Consider the following 16339-nt stretch of genomic DNA (forward strand, 5'->3'; position numbering starts at 1 on the left):
AGCGAATTAGGATACTTTTACAGGCAACCCATATTAAAATTGGGACTGATTTAATGTTTAGATTTGTATTCCTGTTTTTTGTTTTCAATACAGTCAGTGTCTCGGGACAAGGAACTGCCAGTCAATTATTGCATGGAAAAGTAAGCTTTGAAATGACGGGTCTTGATGGGATTTATGTTGTGAATTTAAAGACAGAAAATACGGTTATCACCCAAGATAGAGGAGCGTTTTCTATTATGGCCAAAGTTGGCGATACTTTGGTTTTTTCTGGTTTTCAATATAAAAAGATTCAGGTTGTTTTGACAGACGAAGATTTTGGAGGTAGTCTTTTTGTGGTGCGAATGCAACCTATAATGAATCAGTTGAATGAGGTTGTGATTAAGCGTTACGACAATATCAATGCTGTTGCATTAGGGATTATTCCAGGGAATCAAAAATCATATACTGAGGCCGAACGAAAGTTATACACGGCGACCGATCTTAATGCTTCAGCAAGTGCGGGAGGTATGGCTGGAGGTTCCGTCTCGGCTGATCCCTTGCTTAATTTTCTTTCGGGCAGAACCAAAATGCTCAAAAAAGAACTTGAAGTAGAGAAAAAGGAACAATATATGAAGTTGTTGGAAAAAATGTTCGACAGGGATTATTTAGTAAATAGACTGAAAATACCTTTGGCTTATCTAAAAGGATTTGAATATTATACTGTTGAAAATGATAAATTTACCAAAATTCTGGTTTCAAATAATAAAGTAACAACGGAGTTTTTGTTAGGCGAATTAGCGCTAAAATATAAAGAAATCATTGCCTGTGAAAATGAATAATACCTTACTGATTTTACTGGTTTTAATGTGTCAAATTTCTTTTGGACAAATAAAAGAAATCGAAATTCATGGTAAAATCAATGCCGATTCCAGTTCTGTCGAAGCGGTCAATATAGTCAATTCAAGGACATCTAAATCGACAGTTTCAGATAAAAATGGGGCTTTTTCGCTTTTTGTAAAAGAAGGTGATCTTTTGGTCTTTTCTGCCGTAAATCTCGTAACTTTACGTAGGAGAATCAATGCACAAGATTTAGTGGCGGATGTAGTTAAGGTTCAAATGGCGCTGAAAAATATTCCCTTGAAGGAAGTGATTATCAATGAAAATTCTCATATAACGGCTGAAAATTTGGGAATTATTCCTTATGGTCAAAAGAAATATACAGCTGCCGAAAGGAAAATGTATACTGCTACATCAGGTGGAGGGATTGATGGTTTACTGAATACCATTTCGGGCAGGAAAAAGATGCTTAAAAAGGAGATCGTTGTTGAGGGAAAAGAGACGGCGCTACATAGATTGGAGTATCTTTTTGAAGATGAATATTATGTTGAAGAATTGAATATTCCTCAAGATTATATTAGGGGATTTCAATATTATTGTGTCGAGGATAACGGTTTTGTGGCGGCTTTAGCGGCTAAAAATAAAACCTTGACGAAGTTTTTAATTACCACTTTGGCTTTGAAATACAATAAAATCATAAAAGATGAAAACTAAAACAGCAATAATACTATTCACTTTGTTCAGTCAATTTTGTTTTTCTCAAATAGAGGGGAGAAAGACATTGAAGGGACAGGTGAGGAATGATTTGGTGCCCGTAGAAAATGTGATTGTCTTTAATGTCAATTCTCAAATGGGGACGGTTGTTAATCAGTATGGCTTTTTTACTATTCCGGCTAAAGCAAATGACACTCTGGTTTTTTCGAGTTTGGCATTTAAATCTAAGAGGGTTATTCTTTCTGAGAAGGAATTTATCAATCCACAGTTTGTGGTAAAATTGGATGTTTTCACAAATGAATTGGCAGAGGTATTAGTTTTGGCCAAAAAAGAACTGAATCCAATTAGTGGGAATACACAGAAATATGTAGATGTTAAGTATTTTGATGACGAAAAATCGTCTCCAAAAAACAGAACAATGCCACCGGATGGCACTATTGAAAACGGGATGGACTTTGTGCGGATTTACAAGGATGTTTTAAAGATACTTAGAAAAAACAATCCTAAAAAAGTCGATTTTTATCAGGAAACCAGCTTTTCTGAGCTTGCCCTGAAGCGAATCAATTATTCTTTTTTTGCTAATACATTAAAACTGAATGATGATGAGATTAAGCTTTTTCTTGTTTTTTGCGAAAATGATCCTAAATCAAGGTCTTTGATGAAACCAAGTGAGGAATTTCAGTTGATTGATTTTTTGGTATCAAAGAATAAGGAATACAAAAGTGTCACTGCTCTTGAAAAATAAACAAGTACTGAGTTTGATACTGTTTTTGAAGAAAATGCCACTAACTTATTGCGGATGAAAGCTAAAATTACGATTCTTTTTATGGGGTTCTTTTGTCAGTTTTGCTTCAGTCAAATAGAAGAAAGAAAACCATTGCATGCACAAGTTTTAAATGATTCCTTGCAGGTTAGTGGTGGATATGTTTTTAACAGCAGTTCAAAACTAAAGACATTCATTAGTTCCGAAGGTTTTTTTGATGTTCTTGCTAAGGCAAATGATACCCTGCTAATTTCGAGTTTGGCTTTCAAATCAAAGAAAATCATTCTTACAGATAAAAATTTCAAAGTTCCTTTGCTGATTATAAAGCTCGAAAGTTTTACCAATAATTTAAAAGAAGTGGTTGTTTCAAAAACAAGAGTGCCTTATCTACTGAGTAATCAGTTGATGATTGATAGGCCTTATTTTGATGATGCACAATCTTCACTCAAAAACACCACAATGCCTCTTATGGGGATTGAAAACGGTTTTGACTTTATAAAAGTGGGCAGAATGATTGGGGATATTTTCAGTAAAAAGAAGGCGGAGAAAAAGAGAGGCGATTACTATGAAGATTTTAGTGAAGCTGCTTCCAAAGCAGTTACAGCTGATTTTTTTACCCAGACATTAAAACTAAAAAAAGAGGAAATAGGACTTTTTTTGATTTTTTGCGAAAACGATTCCAGAGCGCAATCTTTTGTAAAATCTGAGAATAAGTTTCATCTGATTGATTTTTTAATCACGAAAAATCAAGAGTTTAAAAGAATTGCTACTTTTGTAAAATGAAAAACACCATCGTATATTTCTTTTTTGGGATTGTATTCTTGAGTCTAACTTCCTTTGGCTATCATAAATTTTATATGGCTGTGTATCAAGTCAATTATGTAGCTGAAAAAAAAATGGTGCAAATCACTTCCAGAATCTTTGTAGATGATTTGAATAACGCACTGGAGAAAAAGTACAATAAGAAACTGAATTTGGGAACCGACAAAGAATCCGCTGAAGAACTGGTCTTGTTGAAAAAATACATGTCAGAAAAATTTTCTCTTAAAGTAAACGGGGAATTGAAACCGATACAATTTTTGAGTAAAGAACTGGACGGAGATGTAATGGTTTGTTATTGGAATATTAGAGAGGTGTCAAAAATTAAATCAATCGAAGTGCATAATGCGGTATTGGTCGATTGGAATTCAGAACAGCAAAATATAACCCATTTTACCGTTAATAAGATTAAGAATAGTTTTCTTTTTACTAATTCTTCCACTCGTGAAGTGTTAAAATATTAAATTATACTTAAAAAATTGTTCGAAATTATTATTTTCACCCACTTAAATAATTTCGAAACCTACCCATGAAAAAAATCACATTATTTTTTCTTCTCCCGATGGCATTGTTTGCTCAGGAAAAAGCGACAACGGCAGCTCCAAAAGAAGCAGGGAAATACGATACAAATAAGTTCCGACAGATGTATGATTTATTGGCCACACCTAATATGTTTCGTACGGCTTCGGGCGCTCCAGGACCGGCTTATTATCAGCAACAGGCAGATTATAAAATGGACATAGAATTGGATGATAAGAATGCCAGACTAGATGGCTCAGAAACGATAACTTATTATAACAATTCCCCAGACAGCTTAGAGTATTTGTGGGTACAATTAGACCAAAATCAAGCCGCTAAAAATTCTCAATCTCCATTGGCAGAAAACGAAAAAATCGAACAGGTGCTGCCTGTAGAGAAATTCACCGATGAGTATTTGAAAGAAGGATTGAATAGAGGATTTAATATTGAATATGTGAAAGATTCCAAAGGGAAGTCATTACCATATACGATTAACCATACGATGATGCGTATCGATTTAGCAACCCCATTAAAGCCTGGAGAGAAATTTTCGTTTGCTATAAAATGGTGGTATAATATCAATAATTACCAAAAAGAAGGAGGTCGTTCCGGTTATGAATTATTCGAAAAAGACGGAAATAGATTGTATGTAATTGCACAATTTTTCCCTAGGATGGCTGTCTATAATGATGTTGAAGGATGGCAGAATATGCAATTTTGGGGAAGTGGGGAATTTGCTTTACCTTTTGGGAATTTTGATGTAAATATTACAGTTCCTGCTGATCATGTGATGAATGCAACAGGAGAATTGATGAATAGAAGTGAGGTTTTTACGCCGGCACAACTAAAAAGATATGAGCTGGCCCAAAAATCTTTTGATAAACCGGTAATAATTGTGACTCAGGCTGAAGCTGAAGCGAGTGAAAAAGGTTTTTCGGACAAGAAAAAAACATGGAAATTCAGTGCTAAAAATGTTAGAGATTTCGGTATTTCTACATCAAGAAAGTTTATTTATGATGCCATGGCGGTTCAGTTGAGTAACAAAGTGGTGATGGCAGAATCGCTTTACCCAAAAGAGGCTAATCCGCTTTGGGAAGAAACATCCACTAGAATGGTTGCACATACGTTGAAAAGTTATTCTTCACATACTTTTGATTATCCTTATCCAAAAGCAGTATCCGTTTCTGCTGAAGATCAAGGAATGGAGTACCCAATGATTTGCTGGAATTATGGGCGTCCTGATGAAAACGGAGTAACCAATGAGCGCATCAAAAACGGGATGATAGGAGTAGTGATTCACGAAGTGGGACACAACTTTTTTCCTATGATTGTTAATTCTGATGAGCGTCAATGGACTTGGATGGATGAGGGTTTAAATTCCTTTATGCAATATATGGCCGAACAGGAATTAGGGACAAATTTCCCTTCTAATCGCGGAGTTCCAAGTAAAATAGTACCTTATATGAGTGGTGATCAGAAGTTTTTAGAGCCAATAATGTCTAATTCTGAAAGTATTGTTCAGTTTGGCAATAATGCTTATGGAAAGCCTGCAGCGGGACTTACCATTCTTAGAGAAACCATTATGGGAAGAGAATTGTTTGACTACGCTTTCAAAGTTTATGCTAACAGATGGAAGTTTAAGCACCCTACTCCGGAAGATTTTTTCAGAACGATGGAAGATGCATCGGCAGTAGATTTAGATTGGTTTTTTAGAGGCTGGTTTTACTCGACGGATTTTGTAGATATAGGTATAAATGAAGTAAAACAGTATTATGTTACTGAAACTCCAACTAAGGAATTGAAGGATGCCAAAGTAAGAAGAGGACGTTTCGGGTTGGATAAAGGACCGTTTTTATATTTAGTTTCAGATAAAAACGAAGAATTGAAATCTTCTTCAAAGAAGCCATTGCAAATTGAAGAAGTAAAGCTACTATCGGATTATGTAAATGCTAAGCTTTCTGCAGAAGAAAAGTCTAAACTGAAAAACCCTAAATACTTCTACGAAGTAGAGTTTAGTAAACCGGGCGGCATGTTGATGCCAATTGTTGTAGAGTTTACATACGAAGACGGAACGGTTGAAAACTTTAAATATCCGGCTCAAATCTGGAGAAAAAATAATGATACCGCCAGAAAGGTATATGCTACAGAAAAAGCGATTAAGAAAATTCAAATTGATCCAAAATTAGAAACAGCAGATGTTGATGTGACCAATAACACTTGGCCAAAAACAGAATTAAAATCTAAATTTGATTAAATAATCACATAAAAAAGGACTCTATATAGAGTCCTTTTTTATGAAAAAATTAAATAACTAGGGAGCAAAATTTAATATCTTTGCAACAATAAAATATAAAAAATATGTTTGGCATAGGAGGAGGAGAGTTGGTTTTCATTATGTTTATTGTGCTTATGCTTTTTGGCGCTGATAAAGTACCTGAAATGGCGCGTACAATGGGTAAGGCAATGGCGCAATTAAAGAATGCAACCAACGATATAAAAAGTGAAATTCAAAAAGGAGCTGAGGCTAATGGTCTTGATGCAGCTTCTTTGACGGATATGACAGGAAATATAACTTCAGAAATTGAAAAAGCCAAAGAAGGTCTTTTGGGAGATTCCGTAATTCAAGCGAATAAAATTAAAGAGGATATCGAGGATATTACCGGACCAGTAAAACGAAATATGTAATGCTGGAAAAAATAATTGCACTTGATACTGAATTATTGATATTTTTAAATGGTCTGGGTTCTGAATCTTATGATTCTTTGTGGCTGATAATTACCAAGCAAATTAACTGGATTCCTTTATTTTTATTGTTTTTGTATCTTATCTTTAAGAAAATTGGTGCGAAACAAACTTTGTATTTGATTTTGTTTATAGCATTATTGCTGACATTTACGGATCAAGTGACCAACCTGTTCAAAAATGGTTTTCAAAGATTGCGACCATGCAGTAATCCGGAAATTAATACAATAATAAGAGTGGTGAAGTCCAGCAGTTCGTATAGTTTCTTCTCAGGTCATGCTGCTAATAGTATGGCTGTTGCTGTGTTTTTATACAGCTTATTGAAGAGGTATTATAAATTTGCTTTTTTATTGTTTTTATGGCCATTAATCTTTGCTTATAGTAGGATATACTTAGGATTGCATTATCCTTTAGATATTCTGTGCGGTTATCTTTTTGGTACGTTTTCAGGATTTATGTTCTTTAAAATATATCAAGCGGTTCAAAAGAAATATTTTCCTCAATAATTTTAAGGATAAATACATTAGAATTAAAATTTAAGACAAACAAAAAGAGCTTCCACAATGGAAGCTCTTTTTGTTTGATCTCGGTTTTTAATCTTTTTTTAGATAAAAAAAGATTAATTAGAATCTAGAGTATTCGGCTTACGGTTAAACCGTCTCGAATGGGCAATAAAACAGTTTCTACCCGTGGATCATTTATCAATAGATTGTTATATTCTAATAGTATTTTAGTGCTCAAATCATTTTTTTGTAAAGGTTCCAACACCTTGCCGCTCCAGAGTACGTTGTCTGAAAGAATAATACCGCCTTTGTTCATTTTGGGCACAATTAATTCAAAATAATTGATGTAATTTTCTTTGTCGGCATCAATGAAGACTAGGTCAAATTTCAGGTCGATTGTTGGAATGATGTCGATTGCTTCGCCTAGATGTTGTACGATTTGGCTTCCCCAAGGCGATTTGTCAAAATGTTTTCGTTGAAAATCAATTAATTCTTCTTTGATATCAATGGTGTGAAGTGTTCCGCCTTCTTGCATTCCTTCGCACAAACACAAAGCCGAATAACCGGTGTAGGTTCCGATCTCAAGAATATTCAACGGTCGGATCAATTTGGATAACATGCTCAAAACACGCCCTTGAAAATGCCCGCTCAACATGCGCGGCAACAAAATTTTTTGATAGGTTTCTTTGTTTAAAGCGGCTAACAATTCAGGTTCTTTTTGAGAATGTTGTTCAATATAATCTTCTAATTCTTGGGAGATGAAATGCATTTTTGCGTGTTTTTTTCAATTTGGGACAAAGTTACCAAATTATCAAAACAACAAATCAACAAAATGTCCTTAAATTTGCAGCATGCAAATTGAGAAAAAAGACATACGAGCCTTATCCAAAGAACAATTACGTGATTTTTTTATAGCCCAAGGTGACAAAGCTTTTCGAGGGAATCAAGTCTATGAATGGTTGTGGAGTAAAGGAGCCCATAGTTTTGACGACATGACCAATGTGGCCAAGGCGACAAGAGGGATGCTTGAAGCTAACTTTGTTATCAATCATATCAAAGTGGATACGATGCAGCGAAGTGAAGATGGAACTGTGAAAAATGCGGTGCGTTTACATGATGGCTTGGTGGTGGAATCGGTTTTGATTCCCACAAATACCAGAACAACAGCCTGTGTTTCCAGCCAGGTAGGTTGTAGTTTGGATTGTAATTTTTGCGCGACGGCACGATTAAAAAGAATGCGTAATCTGGAACCGGCTGAAATTTATGATCAGGTGGTTGCTATTGACAAAGAAAGCCGTTTGTATTACAATCATCCTTTGTCTAATATTGTTTTTATGGGAATGGGCGAGCCATTGATGAATTACAATAATGTGCTGAAAGCGATTGAAATGATAACTTCTACAGAAGGTTTAGGCATGTCGCCAAAACGTATTATGGTGTCGACTTCGGGAGTACCAAAAATGATTAAGAAGCTGGCAGATGACGACGTCAAATTTAAGCTCGCAGTATCTTTGCATTCCGCCATTGATGAAATTCGTGCACGAATTATGCCTTTCAGTCAAAATTTTCCTTTGGCCGATTTAAGGGAATCATTGGAGTATTGGTATAGAAAAACAAAAAGCAAAGTTTCCTATGAATATGTGGTTTGGAAGGATATCAATGACAATAAAGAATCCATTGATGCCTTGGTAAAGTTTTGTAAATATGTTCCCTGCAAGGTAAATTTGATTGAGTACAATCCTATTGATGATGGCGAATTTCAGCAAGCATCCGAAGAATCAATCAATGCCTATATCAAAGCGCTGGAAAATTCGGGTATAGTTGTTAAGGTGAGAAGAAGCAGGGGGAAAGATATTGATGCCGCCTGTGGGCAATTGGCCAATAAAGAAGTGTAATTAACGCTCTGTTTTATAAATATATTAAAAAGGGATTGGCTCATTTGAAGTCAATCCCTTTTTCTATGTTTAAGAATCTTATTTTAAAATTAGTGCAATACTTCGGTTATTTCTTTGGCTATTGGATGAGTAGCTTCAAAAGTGTAGCCCATCAGTTTGGCGATAGTTTGGGCAATTTGTTTTTGGTATAATTGCGCTTCCGTTTTTATTTCTCCTTTAGTATTAATTTCGGGTCCCATAGCAGCAAACCAAATTTCTGAAGCGCCTTTAATTTGGCTTCCATGACTGGTCCATTGTGTTTTTATTTCATCTCCGCGTCCGTGATCTGTTGTTAGTATTAAAGTAGTTTTGTTCTTGTATTGTGGGTCATTTTGGATATAATCCCAAATTTGTTTGATCCAAGTATCAACTTGATGGGCGGCATCTAAATAGGAGCGATAATGCCCGGAATGGGCCCACTCGTCTGTTTCGCCGTAGGCAATATATAGTACTCTCGGTTTTTTGGTTTTCAATTCTTCCATCGCGGCATAATGAGTAAATACATCCAGGCATTCGCTCTGATGAAATGGTTTGAAAGAATCAGTCAACATATCATTTATTAATTGTTGTTTTGGACTTGGATTATTTCCTCCAATTTTGTCAAAAGCTGAAATTACCGGAAAGCCACTTCTTTCTTCGTTTAATATTCTATCGAAGGCGTTCCATGCACCAAAAGCGGCTACTTTTCCTTTTAGTTTTGGCTGTTTGTTTAAGAATTCCAATACATTAACATTTGGATTGGCTTTGTATTCATTAGAATTTATTAAGGTGTCGGCATAACCGGTCATGATTTCGCTGTAGCCGGGATAACTGAACCAATACGGATTAGCGTTGTTTACTTTGTTATTGTAATCTCTGTTTCCGTACAACTGTCCTTTTGAGACTATGGCAGACCATATAAAAGGCAAGAGTTTTGCTTTGCGTTCGGATGTGTTTTCGCTCCAGTATTTATTATAAATGTAAGTGCTGTCGCCTTGGTTGAATTTTTTGTTATTGGCAATCGAAGGATCCATGCCTTTAAAGAGTTCCTGCCATCGCAATCCATCTGTGGTTATGATGATGATATTTTCTGCTTTTTGGGCGTGAGTTAATAGTACAGAGCATAGGAATAGAATTAAAGTGATTTTTTTCATTTTTGAGGTTTTTGCTGTTGATTGCTATTTAGATTTTGAACTCTTGATTTGTTTTTACTTGTTTAAAAATAAAGTTATTTTTAGATTTTATCAAAATTAGTTTTAAGACTATTTATTCGTGGTCAAAAAATGTATCTTTGAATCCTAAATGAATGTTACTTCTCAAATAAAACAGCCCATCTTTAATGAAATGGAACTTTTTGAAAAAAAGTTCTATGAATCCATGACTTCCAAAGTGGCTTTGCTGAATAGGATTACCTATTATATAGTGAACCGGAAAGGAAAGCAGATGCGTCCTATGTTTGTTTTTTTGACTGCAAAAATGGTCTCAAACAGTATTGTTAACGAACGAACCTATCGCGGAGCCTGTGTTATTGAGCTTATCCATACGGCGACTTTGGTTCATGATGATGTAGTGGACGATAGTAATCGCAGGCGAGGTTTTTTTTCGCTCAATGCGCTTTGGAAAAATAAAATTGCCGTTTTGGTGGGAGATTATTTACTGTCCAAAGGATTGTTGCTTTCGATCGATAATGGTGATTTTGATCTGCTTAAAATAATCTCTGTTGCTGTTCGTGAAATGAGCGAAGGCGAATTACTGCAAATTGAAAAAGCCCGAAGACTCGATATTACAGAAGATATTTATTACGAAATTATCAGGAAAAAAACAGCGACACTTATTGCTGCTTGTTGCGCTCTTGGAGCCAAGTCGGTGATTGAAGATGAGGTTCAGGTCGAAAATATGCGAAAATTTGGCGAACTCATCGGTATGGCTTTTCAGATAAAAGATGACTTATTTGATTATACCGAGGATGCCATTGGGAAACCCACAGGAATTGATATTAAAGAGCAAAAAATGACTCTGCCTTTGATCCATGTTTTGAACAACTGCAGTTCAAAAGAAAAAAGCTGGCTGATTAATTCCATCAAAAACCACAATAAAGACAAAAAGAGGGTAAAAGAAGTTATTGCTTTTGTGAAAAACAATAACGGCTTGCACTATGCCGAACAGAAAATGATCGAATTCCAGCAAGAAGCCTTGTTGCTTTTGGATAATTATCCTAATTCAGAGTTCAAAGATGCTTTGATTTTGATGGTAAACTACGTAATTGAAAGAAAAAAATAATTTTTTTTCAAAAAAATGCTCTTTCTAAAGTGTTGATTTTGTTGACTTTTTTTGTTTTCTAATTTTAAAATCCAAAAAAAACACCAATTTAGATGCAACCTTTTTGCATTATTTCTCGTCTATGCTAATAGAAGTCTGTTAGTAAATCAAAATCTGAACGCTTATTAATGAAAATTATTCATTTACATCAAGAGGAAAACGAAATGATTCAGTTAGCTGTCGAAAATAATCGGCAGGCACAACAGAAAATTTATGCCCAGTTTTCTCCAAAAATGTTAAGTGTTTGCAGGCAGTATATTAAAGATATTCATCAGGCAGAGGATATCATGATTACCGCTTTTATGAAAGTTTTTACCAATCTTAAAAATTTTCAGCATCAGGGTAGTTTTGAAGGCTGGATCAGAAGGATAATGGTAAACGAATGTATTTCTTTTTTACGTGTTCAAAAAAAAATAATGTTTATTGAAGACGAAGTATATTTTGAAGAAAGTTTTAATAATACCGAAAGTCAGTTTTCAGTTGATGATATTCAGTTCTTGATAGATAGTCTGCCCGATGGTTATAAAATGATTTTTAATTTATACGCTATTGAGGGTTTTAAGCATAAGGAAATTGCAACGATGTTAGAGATTAATGAAGGAACTTCAAAATCACAATTGTCTCATGCCAGGAAGATGTTGCAGGGACAGATTAACAAGTTAAAAAAATACGAGTATGGAACCGAATAAAATGGAGAATCAATTTAGAGAGCAACTTAACGAAAGGGAAATACAACCTTCGGATATCGCTTGGGATCGATTAGATGCGATGTTAAGCATTGCTGAAAAGAAAAAAAGAAAAATTCCTTGGATTTATATTGCGGCCAGTGTTTTGGGATTTTTGCTGATAGGAACGGCGTATTTTAATGGTTTTGAAAATTTAATAGTAGATAAGAATACTCCCGCAGTTGTTGAAGAAAAAGGAAGTGTGAACAATTTTATTGATTCAGAAGCAGCTAATGCAGGGGGCGCGGCAAGTTTAATTCAAAACAATATAATAAAGAAATCTAAAGTTGTTGCCGCTAATAATAACTTAAAAAAGAATCTACGGAAATTTCATAATGTGATGAATGAAGAGTTAACTAGCAATCAATTGAAGAATAGTAATACAATTGCTAGTTCTTCTGAAAACAAGAATTACCAATCAATAAGTAAAAATAAATACGTTTCGGGAGAAAAATTATTAGCAGAAGTTAGTAATACTCAGTTTGAACCAAAAGTTACTGATATAACAATTGAAAAAACGAGAAAAGGTATTTCTATAGATCCAAACAGTTTATTATCAAATGCTGAAACAGAATTAAATCAATCTTTTAGAGAATCTGCATTGGACAGATTAAGCAAGAATTTTAATGCTGTAAAAACAGTTTTAGTTAATAGAAATTACGAAGAATAAATAAAAAACAGTCATCAATCATCAATCAAAAAACGAAAAATCATGCAAAAAATTATTTTATTTACACTAATCATATTGGTTGCTATGGTAACCAAATTAAATGCTCAGGAATCAGATTCAATTAACAAAACTTCAGAATGGTATTATAGGGGTTCTATGCCTACCAGTTATGAAATGGGACCTGATAAAAATACTGAATTTAGTGACCAAACTGTTTTGAAAATTAAATCGATTGAAAGTAAAATCAATGGTTTTGGAACTATTATGAAAACCATCAATTCTGATTTGTATAGAGGGAAAACCGTTAAAATGACAGCTTATGTAAAAAGTGAGAAAGTGAAATCTTGGGCCGGACTATGGATGCGTGTAGATTATTATACCGCTGCTGCTCTCGCTTTTGATAATATGCAAAATAGGGGCATAAAAGGAACAACGGATTGGGTAAAATATGAAGTTGTTTTATTTGTGCCGGCGGAGGCAACATCAATTTCTTATGGAGTTTTATTAGATGGAATTGGTCAAATTTGGTTTAAAGACGTAAAGCTTGAAGTAGTTGATGATGCTGTTCCTGAAACAGGTTCGCTTAAAGGAAGGAAAAATAAAGTAGTTTCATTTGAAAAAAGAGCAAAAGCAATTGCTGACCAAATTAAAACGATTAAAGACGATCAAAAAAATGCTTTAAAAGCTGAAATAGAAGTATTAGATAAAGAAGTGGCAAAAGGAATAATTTCTAAAGAAAAAGCGGAAGAACTTAAATTAAAAAAAGCTCAAGAACGCGCGGCTAATATTGATGTAAAAGTCGCGATTGAAGAAGGAAAATTAAGTCAATTAATTCAGGATAAAGTTGATGGAAAGTTTGAAGAAGAAGTAATTGTGAGAGGTAGAACCAAGGTGATTTTAGGTATTAATAATGATTCTATTGGTAAGTATAGTAGAGAATTAAATGTTACTGGATTGAAATTTTACAATGGACAAGAGGATAAGCAAAATCGACAATCGAGGCGAACAACAACTCAATTAGTTTTTGCGGCCGGGCTAAATAATGTGGTGACAAATGGGAGTGCGGACAAATCGGATTTTAAATATTGGGGTTCTCATTTTTACGAATGGGGTTTGACATACAATAGCCGAATCTTGAAGAACAACAACTTATTGCATGCCAAATATGGGTTTTCTGTAGTATATAATAATCTTCGTCCAACAGCTAATAGCAGTTTTGTGGTGAACGATAATCAAACTAATTTAGAAGTGAATCCCATTCCTCAAGAGGATTCTCGTTTTAAAAATGTGAATTTGGTGTTTCCATTGCATTTAGAATTGGATTTTACCAAACCGAAAGTCAAAGACGGCAAAACCTATTTTAAAACTCACGAAAGTTTTCGTTTGGGTCTGGGTGGATTTGTTGGGGCAAATTTGAAATCGAAGCAATATATAGACTATGATATTAATGGGTACAAAACAAAAGAAATTACCAAAGGCAATTTTAATGCAGATAATTTTATCTACGGATTAAGCGGTTATCTGGGCTATGGAGCAACTAGTTTGTATCTGAAATACGATTTGAATCCGCTGTTTAAAAATAATGCGGTAAAGCAAAATAATGTTTCATTGGGATTGCGTTTTGATTTCAACTAATGTTTTATTTTGAATTAGTTTTATGCTTTAAAGGCGCTTCGAAAGAGGCGCTTTTTTATTTTAAGTAATTCAATTATGAGCTATGATTTGTGTATTTTTGCTTTCTTTCAATAAATAAATTATTTCATATATTTTGATTTCAAAAGCCACAATAGATACTGTTTTCGAAACTGCCCGTGTAGAGGAAGTTATTGGTGATTTTGTACAGTTAAAGCGCGCGGGAAGTAATTTTAAAGGATTGAGTCCGTTTTCTGACGAGCGTTCGCCTTCATTTATGGTTTCGCCTGCTAAGGGGATTTGGAAAGATTTCAGTTCCGGAAAAGGCGGCAATTCTATCGCTTTCCTGATGGAACACGAGCATTTTACCTATCCCGAGGCGATTCGATATTTGGCCAAAAAATACAATATTGAGATTGAAGAAACGGAACAGACCGACCAGGAGAAAGCAAATACTGATGTTAGGGAAAGTATGTATCTCGTATCTGAATTTGCAAAAACGTATTTTCATAACACACTTTTAAATTCCGAAGAAGGAAAAGCCATTGGTTATTCTTATTTTAAGGAAAGAGGATTTACAGGAGAGACCATTAAGAAATTCGGACTGGGCTATTCTCCCGAAACTTGGGATGCTTTTACTAAGGAAGCGCTTGGTAAAGGCTATAAAATGGAATTCCTCGAAAGTACCGGATTGACAATTGGAAGAGAAGACAGGCCTTTTGACCGTTTCAAGGGACGTGTTATGTTCCCGATACAAAGTATGTCAGGACGTGTGCTTGGTTTTGGAGGGAGAATACTGACCAATGATAAAAAAGCGGCAAAATACCTGAATTCGCCTGAGAGTGAAATTTATCATAAGAGTAAGGTTTTGTATGGAATTTTTCAAGCCAAACAATCTATTGCTAAATTGAATAATTGTTATTTAGTTGAAGGATATACGGATGTTATCCAGTTCAATCAAGCCGGGATTGAAAATGTTGTTGCTTCTTCGGGAACGGCATTGACGCCGGATCAGATTCGTTTGGTCAATAGGCTTACAAAAAATATCACGGTTCTTTTTGACGGAGACGCAGCCGGACTTCGGGCATCTATCCGAGGAATTGATTTGATACTCGAAGAAGGTATGAATGTCAAAGTTTGTACTTTTCCTCAAGGGGAAGATCCAGACAGTTTTGCAAAAAAGACTTCTTATGATGATCTGGTGGCTTATTTAGAAAACAACGCCAAAGATTTCATTCAGTTCAAAGCATCGCTTTTAATGAATGAAGCCAAGAATGATCCTATAAAAAAAGCCGATTTAATTCGGGATATGGTGACGAGTATTTCCAAGATACCAGATAGAATTCAGCGCGAAATATATATTCAGGAATGTTCTCGAATTATGGATATTTCCGAGCAAGTTTTAGTGAGTACTTTGGCACAATTAACGCAAAAAGAGGTTGCTGAGGTCGCGAAGAAACAAAAACCGGAACAAAAAACGTTCGATGTAATAAAAAACGAAACCCCAGAATCGACTGAAAAAGTAGATGTGTTAGCTAATGTTGAACGAGAAATTATCAGAATTCTGCTGCTTTATGGCAATAAGATTGAAAATTTTGAAGAAACATTGATGAAGTCTAATGAAGAGGGTGAGATTATTGAAGTTACAGAATTCAAAGAGCAAAAAGTATTTCAAAAAATATTTTTGAGTTTGCAGGAAGATGAAGTTGAGTTTGCAAGTCCTGTTTTTAAAGCTATTTATGAAGACTTAATTAATTATTATCTTCAAAATGAAAATTCAGGAGTTGAAAAATACATTAATCATTTACAGTCTGGTGTGCCACAAGAGATTACTACAATAATGATGGAAGATGAAAAATATGTATTGCATGATTGGATAAGGCAAAATATATTTCCAAAAACTATTGAAGAAACCTTGAATCAAGGAGTATCGGATACCTTGTTTACTTTAAGATGGTTTTTGATTAGTGAGATTATTGAGAATCTAAAAAATTCAATTTCAAATGAGCCAGACGCTGATAATATGGAATCCTTGTCTATGGTGATGAGTTATATTGAACTTAGGGGTAAATTTTCTAAAAAATTAGGTAGAGTAGTGGTTCGTTATCATTAATTGTATGCTGCTATATTTGATAAAAAAAACGCTGCATTAGCTGAATTTTATTCGGCTAATGCAGCGTTTTCGTTTCGACACTTTTCTGTGT

The 16339-nt window shown here is 34.7% G+C and carries 16 protein-coding genes; 14 read left to right on the forward strand and 2 right to left on the reverse strand.

The window, feature by feature from the left end:
* The first annotated feature begins 53 nt into the window (after positions 1–53).
* The 8 genes from BUB25_RS07585 (at position 54) to BUB25_RS07620 (ending at position 6879) form a co-directional block, all read left to right on the forward strand.
* Positions 54–818 (forward strand): hypothetical protein, encoded by a 765-nt coding sequence (locus BUB25_RS07585; protein WP_072942534.1) that lies wholly within the window; start codon positions 54–56, stop codon positions 816–818.
* A complete protein-coding gene (locus BUB25_RS07590) occupies positions 811–1530 on the forward strand; it encodes a peptidase associated/transthyretin-like domain-containing protein (RefSeq protein WP_072942536.1) in 720 nt (239 codons plus the stop codon). The genes BUB25_RS07585 and BUB25_RS07590 overlap by 8 nt, the downstream gene beginning before the upstream one ends.
* On the forward strand, positions 1520–2275 hold the full coding sequence (locus BUB25_RS07595) for a BamP family beta-barrel-assembly machinery protein (RefSeq protein WP_072942538.1): 756 nt from the start codon (positions 1520–1522) through the stop codon (positions 2273–2275). Before BUB25_RS07590 ends, BUB25_RS07595 begins: the two co-directional genes overlap by 11 nt.
* Positions 2276–2329: 54 nt before the next feature.
* Entirely contained in the window at positions 2330–3076 is a 747-nt protein-coding gene (locus BUB25_RS07600; protein WP_072942540.1) for a BamP family beta-barrel-assembly machinery protein, read from the forward strand.
* Positions 3073–3576 (forward strand): DUF6702 family protein, encoded by a 504-nt coding sequence (locus BUB25_RS07605; protein WP_072942542.1) that lies wholly within the window; start codon positions 3073–3075, stop codon positions 3574–3576. Before BUB25_RS07600 ends, BUB25_RS07605 begins: the two co-directional genes overlap by 4 nt.
* 65 nt (positions 3577–3641) lie before the next feature.
* On the forward strand, positions 3642–5885 hold the full coding sequence (locus tag BUB25_RS07610) for a M1 family metallopeptidase (RefSeq protein ID WP_072942543.1): 2244 nt from the start codon (positions 3642–3644) through the stop codon (positions 5883–5885).
* Positions 5886–5989: 104 nt separating this feature from the next.
* On the forward strand, positions 5990–6316 hold the full coding sequence (locus tag BUB25_RS07615; protein ID WP_072942545.1) for a Sec-independent protein translocase subunit TatA/TatB: 327 nt from the start codon (positions 5990–5992) through the stop codon (positions 6314–6316).
* Positions 6316–6879 carry a phosphatase PAP2 family protein gene (locus BUB25_RS07620; RefSeq protein ID WP_072942547.1) on the forward strand — a complete coding sequence of 188 codons (564 nt, stop codon included), beginning with the start codon at positions 6316–6318 and terminating at the stop codon, positions 6877–6879. Before BUB25_RS07615 ends, BUB25_RS07620 begins: the two co-directional genes overlap by 1 nt.
* A 124-nt stretch (positions 6880–7003) precedes the next feature.
* On the opposite strand, the gene BUB25_RS07625 is transcribed toward BUB25_RS07620, so the two are convergent.
* Positions 7004–7645, reverse strand: a complete 642-nt coding sequence (locus BUB25_RS07625; protein WP_072942549.1) for an O-methyltransferase — start codon at positions 7643–7645, stop codon at positions 7004–7006.
* Positions 7646–7727: 82 nt separating this feature from the next.
* Here BUB25_RS07625 and rlmN point away from each other — a divergent pair, with 82 nt between their 5' ends.
* Positions 7728–8771 (forward strand): dual-specificity RNA methyltransferase RlmN, encoded by a 1044-nt coding sequence (gene rlmN, locus BUB25_RS07630; protein WP_072942551.1) that lies wholly within the window; start codon positions 7728–7730, stop codon positions 8769–8771.
* Positions 8772–8860: 89 nt separating this feature from the next.
* Here rlmN and BUB25_RS07635 read toward each other — a convergent pair whose 3' ends face one another.
* Positions 8861–9943, reverse strand: a complete 1083-nt coding sequence (locus BUB25_RS07635; protein WP_072942553.1) for an alkaline phosphatase family protein — start codon at positions 9941–9943, stop codon at positions 8861–8863.
* 148 nt (positions 9944–10091) lie between these two features.
* Between BUB25_RS07635 and BUB25_RS07640 the strand changes: the two genes are divergently transcribed.
* The 5 genes from BUB25_RS07640 (at position 10092) to dnaG (ending at position 16248) form a co-directional block, all read left to right on the forward strand.
* A complete protein-coding gene (locus tag BUB25_RS07640; protein WP_072942555.1) occupies positions 10092–11069 on the forward strand; it encodes a polyprenyl synthetase family protein in 978 nt (325 codons plus the stop codon).
* 167 nt (positions 11070–11236) lie between these two features.
* A complete protein-coding gene (locus tag BUB25_RS07645; RefSeq protein ID WP_072942557.1) occupies positions 11237–11797 on the forward strand; it encodes an RNA polymerase sigma factor in 561 nt (186 codons plus the stop codon).
* Positions 11784–12503, forward strand: a complete 720-nt coding sequence (locus tag BUB25_RS07650; RefSeq protein ID WP_072942560.1) for a hypothetical protein — start codon at positions 11784–11786, stop codon at positions 12501–12503. The genes BUB25_RS07645 and BUB25_RS07650 overlap by 14 nt, the downstream gene beginning before the upstream one ends.
* Positions 12504–12545: 42 nt before the next feature.
* Positions 12546–14138 carry a hypothetical protein gene (locus BUB25_RS16695; RefSeq protein WP_211297012.1) on the forward strand — a complete coding sequence of 531 codons (1593 nt, stop codon included), beginning with the start codon at positions 12546–12548 and terminating at the stop codon, positions 14136–14138.
* 133 nt (positions 14139–14271) lie between these two features.
* Positions 14272–16248: a DNA primase gene (gene dnaG / locus BUB25_RS07660; protein WP_072942563.1), complete on the forward strand. Its 1977-nt coding sequence runs from the start codon at positions 14272–14274 to the stop codon at positions 16246–16248.
* Positions 16249–16339: the final 91 nt, after the last annotated feature.

This window comes from Flavobacterium granuli, from assembly GCF_900129705.1.
GTDB classification, from domain to species: domain Bacteria; phylum Bacteroidota; class Bacteroidia; order Flavobacteriales; family Flavobacteriaceae; genus Flavobacterium; species Flavobacterium granuli.